This window comes from Bradyrhizobium sp. NC92 (assembly GCF_025200865.1).
In the GTDB taxonomy this organism is placed as follows: Bacteria; Pseudomonadota; Alphaproteobacteria; order Rhizobiales; family Xanthobacteraceae; genus Bradyrhizobium.
The window spans coordinates 8,047,950-8,062,434 of sequence record NZ_CP104171.1; the positions used below are offsets into that span (position 1 = coordinate 8,047,950).

Below are 14,485 nucleotides of genomic sequence, written 5' to 3' on the forward strand. Positions count from 1 at the left end.
TGAAACGGCAGCTTGGAGCGGGCGAAGGGAATCGAACCCTCGTATGCAGCTTGGGAAGCTGCCGTTCTACCATTGAACTACGCCCGCGAGAGTGCGCTCCGCGCCCCTCCTGATTAGCCGAGACGGCGCCTGCCGCCAAGCGGTTTGGCGCGACCGGCCGGACGCTTGTTAACGTCTTGATAAGATTCCAGGTGCGCCGGATTGTGGCGGTGTTATGATCGCTGCTCTGGGGAGAAACGTGCACTGAGTGGGGCGTGTGCATGGTGGGGCAGGCTTACGCGATATTCGACACGGCCATCGGCCGTTGCGGCATCATCTGGAGCGGCACCGGCGTGATCGCCGTGCAATTGCCGGAGGCGCGGGAGATCGACACCCGCCGCCGGATTTTTCAGGTCCATCCCGAGGCGCGGGAGCAGCGCCCGTCCGAGAACGCCGAGCTTGCGATCGAGGGCATCAAGGGCCTGCTGCAAGGTCACGATCCCGATTTTTCCGAGGTCAGCCTGGACGCCGGCGACGTGCCCGGCTTCAACCGGCGCGTCTACGAGTACGCCTGCAGCATCCCGCGGGGGGAGACGCGCACCTATCACGAGGTGGCCCGGGCGCTCGGTGCCTCCGGCGCAGCCTATTCGGTGGCGCAGGCGATTGCGAAGAATCCCTTCATGCTGATCGTGCCCTGCCACCGGGTGCTGGAGGCCGGCAATTACACCGACCGGCTCTCGCCCTATGGCGGCGTGATCTCCAAGCGGCGGCTGCTGGCGCTGGAGGGCGCTCATCCCATCGCCAGCAAGACCTTGTTCGAAGTGCTGCTGCCCGTTGCCCCGCCGAGACCCTCCACCTAGATAAGGCGGCATGCACGCCACTACGCTGCTGACGACGCCCTCGATCACGGTTTCCGAGTTTCGCTGCGATGCGGGACCGGACGATACGCCGTTTGCGGAATGCCGCACCGGCCATTCCATCGCCTATGTGCGCTCCGGCAGCTTCGGCTGTCATTGCCGCGCCGGCTTCTTCGAGCTGGTGGCGGGCTCGATGCTGATCGGCGCCCCCGGCGAGGAACACACCTGCACGCATGAGCACGTCTCCGGCGACGTCTGCCTCGGCTTCTTCTTCAGCGCGGATCTGATCGACACCCTCGGGGGGCGGCGCGAGATCTGGCAGATCGGCGCAACGCCGCCGCTGCCCGAGCTGATGGTGCTGGGCGAGCTCGCTCAGACGGCAGCAGATGGCAACAGCGATCTCGGCCTCGACGAGATCGGCCAGATCCTGGCCGGCCGTTTTGTCGACGCCGTCTCGGGCAAGGCGCGCAAGCCGGCCACCCCCACCGCACGCGATCGCCGCCGCGCGGTGGAGGCCGCGCTGTGGATCGACGACAACTCGCATTCCGAGCTCGACCTCGAGCTGGCAGCCAAGCAGGCGGGATTGAGCCCGTTTCATTTCCTGCGGCTGTTCTCGGCCGTGCTCGGCGTCACCCCGCACCAATATCTGGTGCGCTCGCGGCTGCGCCACGCCGCGCGCAGGCTTACTGAGGACGACATCGCCGTCACCGACATCGCCTATGACGTCGGCTTTGGCGATCTCTCCAATTTCGTCCGCACTTTCCACCGCGCCGCCGGCGTGTCTCCGACCAAGTTCCGCCAGGCCTCGAAGGGCGAGCGCAAGATTCTCCAAGAGCAGCTTGCCCTCAACTGACTAGTTTCGTCTCCGGCGCGTGCCACTCGCGGCACGCTTTGCAATGGAGACGAACATGTACGACCACATCGGATTGCGCGTTGCCGACCTCGACGCAGCCACGCGTTTCTACACCGCGGTGCTGGCGCCGCTCGGTTTTGTCCTGTGCTCGAGCGGCGACGGCTATGCCGGATTCGGGCCGAAGGGCGAGCCGGCGTTGTGGCTGCACCTGAACAAGGGCCGCAAGGCCGACGGCGTCCACATCGCCTTCCGCGCCAAAGACCATGATGCGGTCAAGGCGTTTCACAGCGAGGGCCTGCGAAGCGGCGGCCGCGACAATGGCGGCGCCGGGCCGCGCAGGGATTACAGCCCGACCTATTACGCGGCGTTCCTGATCGACCCTGATGGCAACAATGTCGAGGCGGTTTGCGTGTGAGCGTTAGCTACAAACGAGATCTCGTAGGGTGGGCAAAGCGTAGCGTGCCCACCAACTCCTCGCGACAACGCCGATGAATGGTGGGCACGGCGCGCGAAGAGCGCGCCTTTGCCCCACGAATTCCACCTGATAGGAGAGACCATGGCCTCCATCCACAACGACATCTCCCTCCCTGCCTCCGCGCGCGACGTCTGGGACGCGGTGCGCGATTTCGGTGCGCTGCATCGGCGGCTGGTGCCGGGCTTCGTCACCGCGTGCACGCTCGACGGCGATGCGCGCATCGTCACCTTCGCCAACGGCTCCGTCGCGCGCGAGGTGCTGGTCGATTGCGACGATGCGCGGCGGCGCCTCGTCTATGCCATCAACAACGAGCGGCTGCGGCATTACAGCGCCTCGGTTCAGGTCGTTGCCGAGGGTGAGACGAGCTGCCGCCTCATCTGGATCATCGACATGCTGCCGAACGAGCTCGCGCCTTACGTTCAGGGGCAAACCAAGGAGGCGGTGACCGCCATGCACAAAGCGTTTCCGTCCGCGGCGGCCTGATCATTCACTGTGAGTTTTCTCACAGAAGCGCATCCTCGCCGGCCGTAACCATGCCCGCGTGCGTCCGGTCGGCTCTGCTTTCCCGGCGGCGCCACGCACGCGAGGAGCATGCCATGAGAGGTGCGGACAAGGTGATCTGTCAGGCAGCCGCGGTGCTGCTGCTGTTTTCGATCTCGAGCGTGCCGGCAAGGGCGCAATTCCTCGGCGGCGGAGGTACCGGCGGCGAAGACATGATGACGCAGATGGCGCCGATGCTGGAGATGATGAAGGCGAAGATGGGCAAGCGCCGCTTCGCCATGCTGATGCAGACCATGGGCCCGATGATGAGCCGCATGATGGAGAACGGCGGCGGGCTCGGCGGCCTGATGGGTGGCGGCAATTTCGGCGGCGGATTCGGTGCACCGAACTATGGCTACACGCCGATGGGCGGCGGCACGATGCCGGTCGGGATCGGCGGCATGGGCGGCGGCGACATGATGGCGATGATCCCGCAATTGATGCGGCTCGCCAATACCGGCGGCGGCGGCCATCGCCGCCACAAACGCCGCTAGTCACCAATCGAAAGCGCCGGCGTGATCGCGGGCTTCGCCTCGCGCGGTCCCCAGCGGGTCAGCACCACGCTGGAGCATGACAGCAGGCCGAGCACGACCATCGAGCTCGCGGCGAGCCAGAAGAAGCTCTGCGCGTTGGCGCCGTGCGTCGACAGCCACCAGCCGATTCCTGCGATGTAGATCAGCCGCGCCGTCTGCGCCAGCACCGGCCCGATCACCTTGGCCGCGCCTTGCGAGGAGAAATACATCGTCGTTGCAAGGCCGAAGAAGGCGTAGAACGGCCCGACCGTCGAGAGATATTGGTGGCTCGCCGCGCGCACGGCCGCGCTGTCGGTGAACATGTTGACCCAGAGATCGGGAAAGATCGCAACGAGGCACGCCGGCGCGCCGACCGCCACGAAAGCGGCAACACTGGCGGTCCAGGCGATGCGCCGGGCCCGCGCGATGCGGCCTGCGCCGATCGCCATCCCGACCATCGGCACGCAGGCAATGCCGAACGAGAACGCGATCGAGGTCAGCAGGAATTCGAGTCGCGCGCCGACGCCGTAGCCGGCGAGGATCGCGGTGCCGAACTGCGCCAGCATGTGGGTGAAGATCGAGATCGTCAGCACTGATTGCAGCGGCGAGAAGCAGGCGATGGCGCCGACCTTCAGGATGTCGAAGAACATCGCCCATTGGATGCGCAGGCCGCGCAGCTTCAACGTGATCCGCGCGCGGCCGGAGAACAGGTACCAACTCATGATGCCGATATTCATGGTGTAGGCGATCAGCGCGCCGGCGGCGACGCCGCGCATGCCGAGCTGCGGCACCGGCCCGAGCCCGAGGCCGAGCGTGCCGCCGAGCACGATCTGCCAGGCCGCGGAGTTGAGGATCAGGAACGACGGCAGCTTCATGTTGCCGGTGCCGCGCAGGATCCCCGCCATGGTGTTGAGCAGCCAGGGCAGCACGGCGCCGCCGAAGAACACCTGCGTGTAGGCGATCGCATGCGTCAGCACATCGCCGCGGCCGCCGAGCATCTCGAGCAGTTTTGGCCCGAAGACCAGCATGCCCAGCATGAAGACGAGGCCGAAGCCGATGCCGATCAGCATCGCGTGCACGGCGAGGATACCGGCGCGCTCGCGGTTGCCGGCACCGAGCGCACGCGCGATGGCCGACGCCACCGCGCCGCCCATGGCGCCGCCGGACATCGTCATGGTCAGAATGATCGTCGGAAACACCAGCGCCATCGCCGCCAGCGCCTCGACGCCGAGCCGGCCGACATAGGAGGTCTCGGCGATCACGACACAGATGCCGGCCGACAGGCCGATCACGTTCGGCCAGGCGAGCGAGAGCAGCGTGCGCAGGATCGGCCCGTCGGTCAGCGCGCTTCTGATCGGCGGTGGAGGCGGCGGCAGCGGGCGCTCTTGCTCATCGACCGGGATTTCGGCGATGTCGGACATGTCCTCTCCCGGGCGCAGCCGCCGTTTGCGGCGCGGCAAATTACTTGGTGTGCCAAATGACTTCGTTCGCGCGAAAGGCGCGGCTGAGGCTTGTTAGCACGGCGAGCCCCGATTCCGCCTGCGCCGGATGCAGGCGTGCCCTGCGGCAGCGCATTTCAAGCGGTGGAATTACGGCACTTCTCCTCTTCTCCCTCTCCCCGTTCCTACGGGGCCGCGACGAGCTTCGCTCGCGCTGAGAGGGTTGGGGTGAGGGGCCGCTTCCGCAACAACGGTGACAGCCGGACTCGCGGAGACTCCCCCTCACCCGGAATTTGCTGTCGCAAATTCCGGCCTCTCCCCGCACGCGGGGAGAGGCGAAGCGCGGCGACACTGTCGCTCACTCAATCGTCCAGACCAATGGCGGACGGCCGCCTGCAGCGGCGCGCATCTGCACGCCGATATGCCGGCCGCAGCCTGCAGCGAGACCCTCGAACAATCCTTCCAGCACCTTGGCGCAGGCGCGGTGAGTGTCGGCGACGTCGTCCATCAGCTTCCAGCTTTGCTGCCGGATCTCGAAGGTGCCTTCCGATCGTGTCATCCCGGCTGCATCATCCTGCGTGGCGAGCAGCGCGCTCAGGAAGGATGCGAACTCTCGCGCGCCGCCGCGGGTCATCGCCAGCGCCGCGGCAACCTCGTCGAAATATTGCATGCCGATCAGCTTGCCGGTGAGGTGCAGCAGATAGCCGGCATCCTCGGGGCCGAACAGTTGCACCATCACGGGCGCGGCGGTGCGGACATATTCCATCGCGTAATTGCGATAGGCCTTTTCCAACCGCGGTCTTGGCCAGCTCGCGATTGGCAATGCCGGCGCCGTCTTCGCATCGAACAGCGGCGCTTCCAGGTGCCGCGCGAACACCAGGCGCTGGTCGAGCTCGAGCGGATGGTCGTAGAGATGATAATAGCCTTCGAGCCCGTCCTGGCCGTCGACGCTCTGCTTGGTGCAGACGAAGCCGAGCCTGAGATCGCCGAGCGCAACGCCGTTGTTGGCGTGCCAGCCGCGCAGCATTGCGCGGGAGACTTCGCCCGGCACGCCGCAGATCGCGGTGCCCTTCCAGATCCAGCGCGGCGGCGGATAGCGGATCCAGGCCTTGCTGTCGCTCTCATACATGTATTCGACATGCACGCCGCCGATCCAGTTGGAGAGATAGTGATATTGCGCAGCCGCGACCGCCGGCGGCAGATGGTCGATCCCGAGCTTTTTGAGCCCCGGCAGGAAGCGCTCCTGCTGCTGGCGGCGGAACACACGGAAGACGAATTCTGCGGCATCCGCCGTGCCGCGCCGCGTGACGACGGTGAGGATGAGGCCGGTGAAATAGGCATGGTAGAGATCTGCGACTGCGCGCCAGCGCTTCCATTGCGCTTCCTGCGCGAGGTCTGGTGCGGCGGTCATGTTCGCTCCCCGATCATGGTTTTGATCGAGTGTGTCACCGCGGCCGGTGACAGGCAACATGACGCGCGTGCAGGCCTCCCTGCACGGCGTTCCGTCAATTCCGCATCACGAATTTAGCGCCGCCTTGGCCGCCCGTTCGCGCTCGACGCGCTCCGTGACGTCGCGCGCCATCGCCACCGATCCCTGCACGGCACCATCTCTGTCCCGCACCAGCGCGAAGGTCATCTCGATGTAGAGCTTGCGCCCGCTCTTGTGCAGCGCGCGGGTCAGCGTCGGCCTGCCCGCAAGCTTCATGGTGCCGCTGGCGAGCGCGGCGTCGAAGGCTTTCCAGTGCGCGGCGCGCAGATGTTCGGGAATGATCAGATCGAGATTCTGGCCGAGCGCTTCGTCGGCGGAGAAGCCGAACAGCGCGGTCGATGCGCGATTCCAGCGCGTGATCGTGCCGGAGCGATCGGAATAGATCAGCGCGTCCGCGGCGTCGTTGATGATCTGTGCGTCGAGATCGGAGGAGTTTGTCATGTCGCCACCATCGCAAGCAGCCGGATTTCAGTTCGCTGACACACATTCGGTGTCATCGCCCGACTCGATCGGGCGATCCAGTACTCCGAGGCAGAAGTGATCAAATCGGGAGGCCGCGGCGCACTGGATGCCCCGGTCCCGGCTCCGCTAGGCTACGCCGGGCCAGAGGGTGCTCGGCCGGCGAAGCTTCAGCGAAGTCGGCAAGCCGGGGCATGACAGTAGAGTGTGCAGCTACACCCGAAAATGCTTCGATAGTTTGAGGCCTTGCGCCTGGTAGTTGGAACCGATGCGCTGGCCGTACATGGCGTCGGGGCGCGCCAGCATCTTCTCGTAGACGAGGCGGCCGACGATCTGGCCGTGCTCGAGGATGAACGGCACCTCGCGCGAGCGCACTTCGAGCACCGCGCGGGCGCCCTGCCCGCCCGCGCCGGCATAGCCGAAGCCGGGATCGAAGAAGCCGGCATAGTGCACGCGGAATTCGCCGACCAAGGGATCGAACGGCACCATCTCCGCGGCGTAGTCGGGCGGCACCTGCACCGCTTCCTTGGAGGCGAGGATGTAGAACTCGCCGGGGTCGAGGATCAGGCTGCCGTCGGGGCGCGCCGAGATCGGCTCCCAGAAATCCTCCACCGCGTAGCCGGCGCGGCGGTCGACGTCGACGACGCCGGTGTGGCGCTTGGCGCGGTAGCCGACGAAGCCGCTCGCCTTCTCGCCCGACAGATCGACCGAGACGGCAACGCCGCCGGACAGGTCCGCATCGTCGATGTCGACGAGGCGCTCGCTAGCATGCAGCGCATCGAGCTCGTCGGGATTGAGGATGGCATCGCCGGTGCGAAAGCGCACCTGGCTGAGGCGCGAGCCCTCGCGCACCAGCACCGGAAACGTCTTCGGACTGATCTCGGCATAGAGCGGGCCGTGATAACCGGTGCCGATCATGTCGAAGCGGCGGGTGCCGTCGGCGATCACGCGGGTGAAGACGTCGAGCCGGCCGGTCGAGCTCTTCGGATTGGCGGCAGCGACGATCTCCGGCGGCAGCGCGAGGCTTTCGAGCAGCGGCACGATGTAGACGCAATTGGTCTCGAGCACCGCGCCGTCGGCGAGGCTGAACTCGTGCAGCTTCAACTCGTCGATGCGCTCGGCCACCGTGGCGCCGGGCCCGGGGAGGAAGCTGGCACGGACGCGATAGGCGATGTCGCCAAGGCGCAGATCGAGGCTCGCCGGCTGGATCTGGCTCTCGACGAAGTCGTAGGCGGGCAGGATGAGACCTTCTTCCGCCATCGCCGCGATCATGCGGTCGGGCAGGATACCATTGGCGTCGGCGGCGACCGTGAACGTCAACCGGGGGTCCTCATCAGGGGTCAAACGCATCCGGACATGCCGGAAATACAAGTCTTTTACGGCTATCCGATGGACGCCTTGACGGAAAGGGCATTGCGGAATATGAGCATCACTTATCCCGTGGTGATTTGAGCCGGCCGGCTTGCAGCCACGTTAAATAAGTCGCTAAACAGGCCGGGGACCTCTGTGATCCCGGCCCGTGGAGACATCCAGGCCGGTTTTTTTGTGACCGTTTTCGCCTCGACGGTCATGTCGGAGAGGGTCCTATGTCGAAGTCGTCTGCCACTTACCGTCCCGAAACCCGCCTGGTCCATTCCGGCACCCTTCGCTCGCAATATGGCGAGACGTCGGAGGCGCTGTTCCTGACGCAAGGCTATGTCTACGCCAGCGCGGAGGAGTGCGAGGCGCGGTTCAAGGGCGAGGATCCCGGCTTCATCTATTCGCGCTATTCCAACCCGACCATTGCGATGTTCGAGCGCCGCATGATCGAGCTCGAAGGCGCTGAGGCCGCGCGCTCGGCGGCAACCGGCATGGCGGCGGTGACGACCGCGATCCTGGCGCCGCTCAAGGCCGGCGATCACGTCGTCGCCTCCCGCGCGCTGTTCGGCTCGTGCCTCTACGTCGTCCAGGACCTGTTGCCGCGCTACGGCATCGAGACCACGCTGGTCGACGGTGCCAATCTCGATGAATGGCAGCGCGCGGTGAAGCGCAACACCAAGACGTTCTTCCTGGAGAGCCCGACCAACCCGACGCTGGACGTACTCGACATTCCCTCGATTGCCGAGATCGCGCACAAGGGTGGCGCGCGGCTCGTCGTCGACAACGTGTTTGCGACGCCGATCTGGCAGAGCCCGCTCGCGCTCGGCGCCGACGTCGTCGTCTACTCCGCGACCAAGCACATCGACGGCCAGGGCCGCTGTCTCGGCGGCATCATCCTGTCCTCGGAAGCCTTCATCGCCGAGCACATCCACAATTTCATGCGCCAGACCGGCCCGTCGATCTCGCCGTTCAATGCCTGGGTCCTGCTCAAGGGCCTGGAGACGCTCGGCGTGCGCGTGCGCGCGCAGACCGACACGGCCGCGCGCATCGCCGAGGTGCTGGCGAGCCATCCCAAGATCTCGCGGCTGGTCTATCCCGGCCGCGCCGATCATCCGCAGGCGGCGCTGGTGAAGAAGCAGATGCGCGGCGGCTCGACGCTGGTCGGCTTCGAGGTGAAGGGCGGCAAGGCGGCGGCGTTCCGCGTGCTCAACGAATTGAAGCTTGCCAAGATCTCGAACAATCTCGGCGACGCCAAGAGCCTCGTCACGCATCCGGCGACCACGACGCATCAGCGCCTGAAGCCGGAAGACCGCGCCGCGCTCGGCATCAGCGAGGGTTTCATTCGCTTTTCGGCGGGGCTCGAGCACGCCGATGACCTGATCGAGGATCTCACCGCGGCGCTGGAGAAGGCGTGAGGGAAGCTTCGTAGGGTGGGCAAAGCGAAGCGTGCCCACCATTCTCGACTACAATGACGAGATGGTGGGCACGGCGCTGCGCGCCTTTGCCCACCCTACGGCGATAACCTCTCACATCGGCCGATACGTTCTCACATCGGCGGGCACGTTCACCCCGAGCTTGATCTGGCCGACGGAGCGGATGATGTCGTCGCCGAGCAGCTGGGCGAAGCAGGCATAGCCCCAATCGTTCATGTGCAGGCCATCGGCGATGACGAAGCTCTCGACCGGGATCGACTGGTTCTCGTGCCAGTCGCGCATCACCTCGAAGCGCGGGAAGATGCCGACCTTGCGCAGCTCGGCGACGTTGCCGAGCAGCTTGATCATCTTGCCGGCGCTCTCCTTGCGCTGGTTGACGGCCGGCGAATATTGCGGGTCGACCAGCACGATGTCGGTGCCGCCGGCGGCCTGAATGCGGCTGATGCCGTCCTCGACCAGCTTGGCCGTATCGGCGGGATCGAGGTTGCGCAGCACGGCGTTGGTACCGACCTGCCAGATCACGAGATCCGGATGCACGTCGATCACCTGCGTCTGCAGGCGCTTCATCATCTCGGGCGCATCCTCGCCGCCGACGCCGGCATTGACGACCGTGATGTCGGCGCTCGGATAGTGACGCCGCAGCTGCGCGGCGAGGCGATTGGGGTAGTTGAACTCCGGCGAGCTCGCGCCGAAGCCCGCGGTCGACGACGAACCGAACGCGACGATGACGACGGGCTGTCCGGCGACGAGCTTGCTCGCGACATGCGGCAGCGAGCCCATCGCCTTGGAGCCGCCCTTCGGCGGCAGGCAAGGCACGCGGCTGAAGATGTCGGCGGCGGACTTCGCGACCTCCTTCACCTTGTCGATGGCGCGCGAGGTGACGCCGCGCGGCTCGGACGACCTCGCCGCGACGGTGGTCTGGGACGGCGCAGCGGGCGCGGGATCAGGTGACTGGGCGGGTGCGGGGGCAGGTTGCGCGGGCGTCTGCGCATGCGAGGCGGGCGTCAGCCATAACAGCGCCGCCGCCGCGGGCACGGCCAGCCATGACGTCAGGCAAAAAGGGCGGAGAGAACTCATTAACGCTAGACCTCAATTTTGCTGCTGGGCCGGCTCCAGGTGAGCAGCGTCAATCACGAACTGTGCCAACGCCCGGCCCAGGCAATCATGGACCTGCTTCGCCAGCTCAGGCCCGCGGGACGGGCTGAACAGGTCGAACTGGCCCTGCTCATTCCACTGCCGCATGATCGCGAAACGATCGAACAGCGGAATGTCGTGCTCCTGCGCAACGACGCGCATATTGTCGAGAAAAGGCTGCGCCGAGATCATGGTCTCGGTGCGCGGGCTGTATTGCAAATTCATCAAGACGACGTCAGCCCCTGCCTTTTGCAGCGCAACAACCCCGTCGGTCACCGCGCCACGAAATTCGTCGGGATCGATGGATCGGATAGCATCCACGGTCCCGGTCTGCCAGATGACCAAAGTAGGCGTTTTTGCTTCCATCAGCTTAACGAAGCTGGACGCGGTCTCCTCTGCCGTTTTCTTGCTCTGTATTTCTACGGAGACGTGCACCACCTCGGACGGCGGCAGCTTCTCCTTGAGGATCGCCTCCATGCGCGCCGGATAGGAGCTGCCCTCCGAGGAAGGAATCGTGGTCGAGCGGCTGCCGATGACCAGGATATCGAGCGGCTTGCCGGCCTTGACCGCCTCGGCGACCTTGGGCAGCTGGCTTTCGCTGGTCAGCAGATAGGACGGCAATTCGCAGGCCGCAGGCACAGGGGACGCGGCAGACGCGGCATCGCCCGCGCGCGCCGTGGGCGCGGCGAGGCTACCGCATAGCAGGATCAGGCTCAGGAGAACCTTCGCCTTCATCAGCCCCCTCCCGCCAGATCGGCGTTGCCGACGGCGTTTTTGGTTTTCGCACCGCTCTTGTCAGCCACACGCTTGTACCACGAAATGACCCAGGCAACCCCCCACATGATCAGGATTCCGGAGAGGCTAATCAACGCATGCATGGCCGGCCCGCCGGAGACTTCGGCGAGGACGAAATGGCCGGCAAAGGCCAGGAAGACGCCAAGGCAGAAGATCTCGAGCGAATGCTGGCCACATAGAATCAATGGTCGCAGCCAGCGCGATTTCAAGCCCGGCCAATCCCGGGGCAGGAAACGCACGGTGAGCGCGGCCAGCGCCAGGAAATGCGTGAAGCGCAGCACGTCGAGGTCGGTCTTGTCGATCGGATACATCCACTGCTCGATCCGCTTCGGCATGAACTGGGACAGCTGCGGCACGTACCAGGTCAGCGTCACGTAGAACGCCGCGACGAGATAGGCGATCGAGATCCACATCGTCACGGGCGAGGCCAGGATGCGCGACATGCGACGCGCACCTCCGAGCGCGCACCATGCACCGAACACGAACAGCAATTGCCAGGCGAAGGGATTGAAGGCCCAGAACCCGTTCGGATAAGCCGAGAGATAGAGATCGTACTCCCAGGTCACCGCGTAGAGCAGGACCGAAAGCCCGAGCGTGACGTCCGGCCGCCATTTCATCGACCACAGGATCAGAGGCAGCGCCAGCATCAGCACGATGTAGAGCGGCAGCACGTCCATGTTGACGGGACGGAAGCGTAGCAGCAGCGCCTGCACGATGGTGACGTCGGGCTGCTTGAGGAAGTCCATGATGCCCATCTCTTCGGTGTAGAGCGGGTTCTCGAACCTGGTCGCCACATAGGAGATCTCGGCGAGAAAGATCGTGAACAGGAAGACGTGGGCGACGTAGATCTGCCAGACCCGGCGCAGGATGCGCGCGGTGGCGATGAGAACGCCGCTCTCCAGCATGGCCCGGCCATAGACGAAGGCAGCGGTGTAGCCGGAGATGAAGATGAAGATCTCGGTGGCGTCGCTGAGGCCGTAATTGCGGATCGTGAACCAGGTCAGCAGACTCGGCGGCAGATGGTCGATGAAGATCAGCCATAGCGCGAGTCCGCGGAACAGATCGAGCCGGAGCTCGCGCTCGCCGATGGCGGGCAGCGTGATGGCTGGCGCAGCGGCGCGCGGCTTGGCGCCCGCGGTTCCTGCGATGGTCGATCCCGTCACTCGGTCGGCAATGGTCATCGGGGCCTGGAAACCGTTCCGCAAATCGCGACGTTGAAGCAGTGTAATGGTCCGGCTGTCGTCTCGCAAAGCGCCCGGATCACATAAGGGTGTCTCCCTAGGTGGTGTGCTTTTCCTCCAATTCTGGCGGGACGATGTCGCCAAGGCCGCCCGTAGGGGTTTGGTTCCCGGGGCGGATTTCGCTATGATGGCAGCCATGTACCGCGCCGTGACCCGCCAGATCGAAGTGACCGTCGAGCCGAACTTTGTTCCGGAGCAATCGTCGGCCGACCGCTCGCGCTACTTCTGGTCCTACACCATCGTCATCACCAATTCGGGCGAGGAGACCGTGCAGCTCAAGACGCGGCACTGGATCATCACCGATGCCTCCGGCCGCCAGCAGGAGGTGAAGGGCGAGGGCGTGGTCGGCGAGCAGCCGATCCTCGCCCCCGGCGAGCGCTTCGAATACACCTCCGGCGTGCCGCTCTCGACCGCCTCCGGCTTCATGACCGGCCGCTACCAGATGGTCAGCGAAACCGGCGAGCGCTTCGAGATCGACGTGCCCACGTTTTCGCTCGACAGCCCGGACAACAAGCGGGTGTTGAACTAGGGGGCGGACTTCGGTGCCGTAGGGTGGGTTAGCCGAAGGCGTAACCCACCATTGTTTGTATCCGCAGAACCAGAAGAGGTGGGTTACGCTACGCTAACCCACCCTACGATGCCCGAGCGCTTGGCGAATAGCCTCTCCAGCCTCGTCATTGCGAGCGCAGCGAAGCAATCCAGACTGCCACCGCGGAAAGGCTCTGGATTGCTTCGCTGCGCTCGCAATGACGAAGGCGACGCTACGCGTCCTCCGCGCCTGCCTCGTGCGGCGTGAACTGGTACACCGACGAGCAGAACTCGCAGGTGACGACGACCTTGTCGTCCTTGACCATGGCGGCGCGGTCGTCGGGCGAGAAGCTCTTGAGCATCGCGGCGACCGCATCGCGCGAGCAGGAGCACCGCGCCTCGAGCACCTGCGGATTGAACACGCGCACGCCGCGCTCGTGGAAGAGGCGGTAGAGCAGCCGCTCGCCGGAGAGCTCGGGATCGATCAGCTCGACGTCTTCGACGGTTTCGATCAGCGAGCGCGCCTCGACCCAGGCATCGTCCTCGGTGACGCTGTGCACCTCGGTGCCGTCGGGAGCATCGCCGGGATGCAAGTCCGCCTGCCGCGCGCGCTCCGGCGCCTTCGGCAGAAACTGCATCAGCATGCCGCCGGCGCGCCAGCGATGCTTGCCGCCGTCGCTCGAGCGCCACTCCTCGCCGACCGCGAGTCGCACACGCGTCGGGATCTGCTCGGAGCGCAGGAAATATTCATGAGCAGCATCTTCCAGGCTGCCGCCATCGAGCGCAACCAGGCCCTGGTAGCGGCTCATGTCGGCGCCCTGGTCGATGGTCATGGCGAGATGGCCGCGACCGAGCAGCGTGCCGGAATCTTTTGCCGTGCCCAGGCGCGAGGCATCAAACCGCGCATAGGCGCGCAGACGGTCCGGGGCCTTGTAGTCGACCACCAGGAACGACACCGGGCCATCGGTCTGGGCCTGAAGAATGAAGCGGCCTTCGAATTTGAGCGCCGAGCCGAGCAGCGTGGTCAGCACGATGGCCTCGCCGAGCAGCTTGCCGACCGGCGCGGGATAATCGTGCTTGGTGAGGATGTCGTCGAGCGCAGGGCCAAGCCGCACCAGGCGCCCGCGCACGTCGAGCGCGTCGACCTCGTAAGGCAGCACGGCGTCATCGACCGGAACCGATGATGGCGCGCGAACCGGGCCTTCAGGCCCGGTATTCATGTCAGGAGATTGGAAAACCATGGCGCATTATCTGGGGTCGGTGGGCGGAAATGGAAGGGGAACGGCCGCATTCCGTCGTCCTCAGAACGACGGGCCGCGCAGCCCGGATGGAGCGCAGCGTAATCCGGGGAGATCGTTCCGCACGCTGAGAACCCCGGATTTCGCTGCGCTC

General features: G+C 65.5%; 15 protein-coding genes, 1 tRNA gene and 1 riboswitch. Of the genes, 7 read left to right on the forward strand and 9 right to left on the reverse strand.

Going from position 1 to position 14,485, the window contains the following annotated elements:
• Positions 1–13: 13 nt before the first annotated feature.
• Positions 14–87 (reverse strand) — tRNA-Gly (locus tag N2602_RS37410).
• A 173-nt stretch (positions 88–260) separates the two neighbouring features.
• Between N2602_RS37410 and N2602_RS37415 the strand changes: the two genes are divergently transcribed.
• From N2602_RS37415 to N2602_RS37435, 5 genes are all read left to right on the forward strand, one after another.
• A complete protein-coding gene (locus tag N2602_RS37415; RefSeq protein WP_212256091.1) occupies positions 261–839 on the forward strand; it encodes a methylated-DNA--[protein]-cysteine S-methyltransferase in 579 nt (192 codons plus the stop codon).
• Between the two features lie 10 nt (positions 840–849).
• Positions 850–1,689: a helix-turn-helix transcriptional regulator gene (locus N2602_RS37420; RefSeq protein WP_260381212.1), complete on the forward strand. Its 840-nt coding sequence runs from the start codon at positions 850–852 to the stop codon at positions 1,687–1,689.
• Positions 1,690–1,744: 55 nt separating this feature from the next.
• Positions 1,745–2,104: a VOC family protein gene (locus tag N2602_RS37425; protein WP_172786106.1), complete on the forward strand. Its 360-nt coding sequence runs from the start codon at positions 1,745–1,747 to the stop codon at positions 2,102–2,104.
• A gap of 141 nt (positions 2,105–2,245) precedes the next feature.
• Complete coding sequence (locus N2602_RS37430; RefSeq protein WP_172786107.1) at positions 2,246–2,647, forward strand: SRPBCC family protein; 402 nt, start codon at positions 2,246–2,248, stop codon at positions 2,645–2,647.
• 113 nt (positions 2,648–2,760) lie between these two features.
• Complete coding sequence (locus N2602_RS37435) at positions 2,761–3,198, forward strand: hypothetical protein (RefSeq protein ID WP_260381213.1); 438 nt, start codon at positions 2,761–2,763, stop codon at positions 3,196–3,198.
• On the opposite strand, the gene N2602_RS37440 is transcribed toward N2602_RS37435, so the two are convergent.
• The 4 genes from N2602_RS37440 to N2602_RS37455 form a co-directional block, all read right to left on the reverse strand.
• Positions 3,195–4,637, reverse strand: coding sequence for an MATE family efflux transporter (locus N2602_RS37440; protein ID WP_260381214.1), 1,443 nt, complete (start codon positions 4,635–4,637; stop codon positions 3,195–3,197). The two genes, N2602_RS37435 and N2602_RS37440, sit on opposite strands and share 4 nt — an antisense overlap.
• A gap of 376 nt (positions 4,638–5,013) precedes the next feature.
• Entirely contained in the window at positions 5,014–6,066 is a 1,053-nt protein-coding gene (locus N2602_RS37445) for a hypothetical protein (RefSeq protein ID WP_260381215.1), read from the reverse strand.
• A gap of 105 nt (positions 6,067–6,171) precedes the next feature.
• Positions 6,172–6,585 carry a PAS domain S-box protein gene (locus N2602_RS37450; protein ID WP_260381216.1) on the reverse strand — a complete coding sequence of 138 codons (414 nt, stop codon included), beginning with the start codon at positions 6,583–6,585 and terminating at the stop codon, positions 6,172–6,174.
• Between the two features lie 231 nt (positions 6,586–6,816).
• Complete coding sequence (locus N2602_RS37455) at positions 6,817–7,953, reverse strand: 2'-deoxycytidine 5'-triphosphate deaminase (RefSeq protein ID WP_409241878.1); 1,137 nt, start codon at positions 7,951–7,953, stop codon at positions 6,817–6,819.
• A gap of 80 nt (positions 7,954–8,033) precedes the next feature.
• A riboswitch (SAM riboswitch) is annotated at positions 8,034–8,113 on the forward strand.
• Positions 8,114–8,189: 76 nt separating this feature from the next.
• On the opposite strand from N2602_RS37455, the gene N2602_RS37460 reads away from it, so the two are divergent.
• Positions 8,190–9,377, forward strand: a complete 1,188-nt coding sequence (locus N2602_RS37460) for an O-succinylhomoserine sulfhydrylase (protein ID WP_212256070.1) — start codon at positions 8,190–8,192, stop codon at positions 9,375–9,377.
• Positions 9,378–9,488: 111 nt separating this feature from the next.
• Here the strand turns inward: N2602_RS37460 and N2602_RS37465 are convergent, their stop codons facing one another.
• Genes N2602_RS37465 through N2602_RS37475 form a run of 3 tightly spaced genes read right to left on the reverse strand, consistent with a single transcriptional unit; the run spans position 9,489 to position 12,505 of the window.
• Positions 9,489–10,472: an SGNH/GDSL hydrolase family protein gene (locus N2602_RS37465; protein ID WP_172786114.1), complete on the reverse strand. Its 984-nt coding sequence runs from the start codon at positions 10,470–10,472 to the stop codon at positions 9,489–9,491.
• A gap of 12 nt (positions 10,473–10,484) precedes the next feature.
• On the reverse strand, positions 10,485–11,264 hold the full coding sequence (locus N2602_RS37470; RefSeq protein WP_172786115.1) for an SGNH/GDSL hydrolase family protein: 780 nt from the start codon (positions 11,262–11,264) through the stop codon (positions 10,485–10,487).
• Positions 11,264–12,505 carry an OpgC domain-containing protein gene (locus N2602_RS37475; RefSeq protein WP_212256068.1) on the reverse strand — a complete coding sequence of 414 codons (1,242 nt, stop codon included), beginning with the start codon at positions 12,503–12,505 and terminating at the stop codon, positions 11,264–11,266. Before N2602_RS37475 ends, N2602_RS37470 begins: the two co-directional genes overlap by 1 nt.
• 196 nt (positions 12,506–12,701) lie before the next feature.
• Here N2602_RS37475 and apaG point away from each other — a divergent pair, with 196 nt between their 5' ends.
• Entirely contained in the window at positions 12,702–13,094 is a 393-nt protein-coding gene (apaG, locus tag N2602_RS37480) for a Co2+/Mg2+ efflux protein ApaG (RefSeq protein ID WP_024337101.1), read from the forward strand.
• Positions 13,095–13,326: 232 nt separating this feature from the next.
• On the opposite strand, the gene N2602_RS37485 is transcribed toward apaG, so the two are convergent.
• Positions 13,327–14,334, reverse strand: a complete 1,008-nt coding sequence (locus tag N2602_RS37485) for an Hsp33 family molecular chaperone (RefSeq protein WP_260381218.1) — start codon at positions 14,332–14,334, stop codon at positions 13,327–13,329.
• Positions 14,335–14,485: the final 151 nt, after the last annotated feature.

What these genes read in the sequence shown, in the direction of transcription:
- N2602_RS37430 (WP_172786107.1), top strand. Translation starts at nt 2,246, where the DNA reads ATGGCCTCCATCCACAACGACATCTCCCTCCCTGCCTCCGCGCGCGAC.
- apaG (WP_024337101.1), top strand. Translation starts at nt 12,702, where the DNA reads ATGTACCGCGCCGTGACCCGCCAGATCGAAGTGACCGTCGAGCCGAAC.
- N2602_RS37420 (WP_260381212.1), top strand. Translation starts at nt 850, where the DNA reads ATGCACGCCACTACGCTGCTGACGACGCCCTCGATCACGGTTTCCGAG.
- N2602_RS37425 (WP_172786106.1), top strand. Translation starts at nt 1,745, where the DNA reads ATGTACGACCACATCGGATTGCGCGTTGCCGACCTCGACGCAGCCACG.
- N2602_RS37485 (WP_260381218.1), bottom strand. Translation starts at nt 14,334, where the DNA reads ATGGTTTTCCAATCTCCTGACATGAATACCGGGCCTGAAGGCCCGGTT.
- N2602_RS37435 (WP_260381213.1), top strand. Translation starts at nt 2,761, where the DNA reads ATGAGAGGTGCGGACAAGGTGATCTGTCAGGCAGCCGCGGTGCTGCTG.
- N2602_RS37440 (WP_260381214.1), bottom strand. Translation starts at nt 4,637, where the DNA reads ATGTCCGACATCGCCGAAATCCCGGTCGATGAGCAAGAGCGCCCGCTG.
- N2602_RS37445 (WP_260381215.1), bottom strand. Translation starts at nt 6,066, where the DNA reads ATGACCGCCGCACCAGACCTCGCGCAGGAAGCGCAATGGAAGCGCTGG.
- N2602_RS37415 (WP_212256091.1), top strand. Translation starts at nt 261, where the DNA reads ATGGTGGGGCAGGCTTACGCGATATTCGACACGGCCATCGGCCGTTGC.
- N2602_RS37470 (WP_172786115.1), bottom strand. Translation starts at nt 11,264, where the DNA reads ATGAAGGCGAAGGTTCTCCTGAGCCTGATCCTGCTATGCGGTAGCCTC.
- N2602_RS37465 (WP_172786114.1), bottom strand. Translation starts at nt 10,472, where the DNA reads ATGAGTTCTCTCCGCCCTTTTTGCCTGACGTCATGGCTGGCCGTGCCC.
- N2602_RS37455 (WP_409241878.1), bottom strand. Translation starts at nt 7,953, where the DNA reads ATGCGTTTGACCCCTGATGAGGACCCCCGGTTGACGTTCACGGTCGCC.
- N2602_RS37475 (WP_212256068.1), bottom strand. Translation starts at nt 12,505, where the DNA reads ATGACCATTGCCGACCGAGTGACGGGATCGACCATCGCAGGAACCGCG.
- N2602_RS37460 (WP_212256070.1), top strand. Translation starts at nt 8,190, where the DNA reads ATGTCGAAGTCGTCTGCCACTTACCGTCCCGAAACCCGCCTGGTCCAT.
- N2602_RS37450 (WP_260381216.1), bottom strand. Translation starts at nt 6,585, where the DNA reads ATGACAAACTCCTCCGATCTCGACGCACAGATCATCAACGACGCCGCG.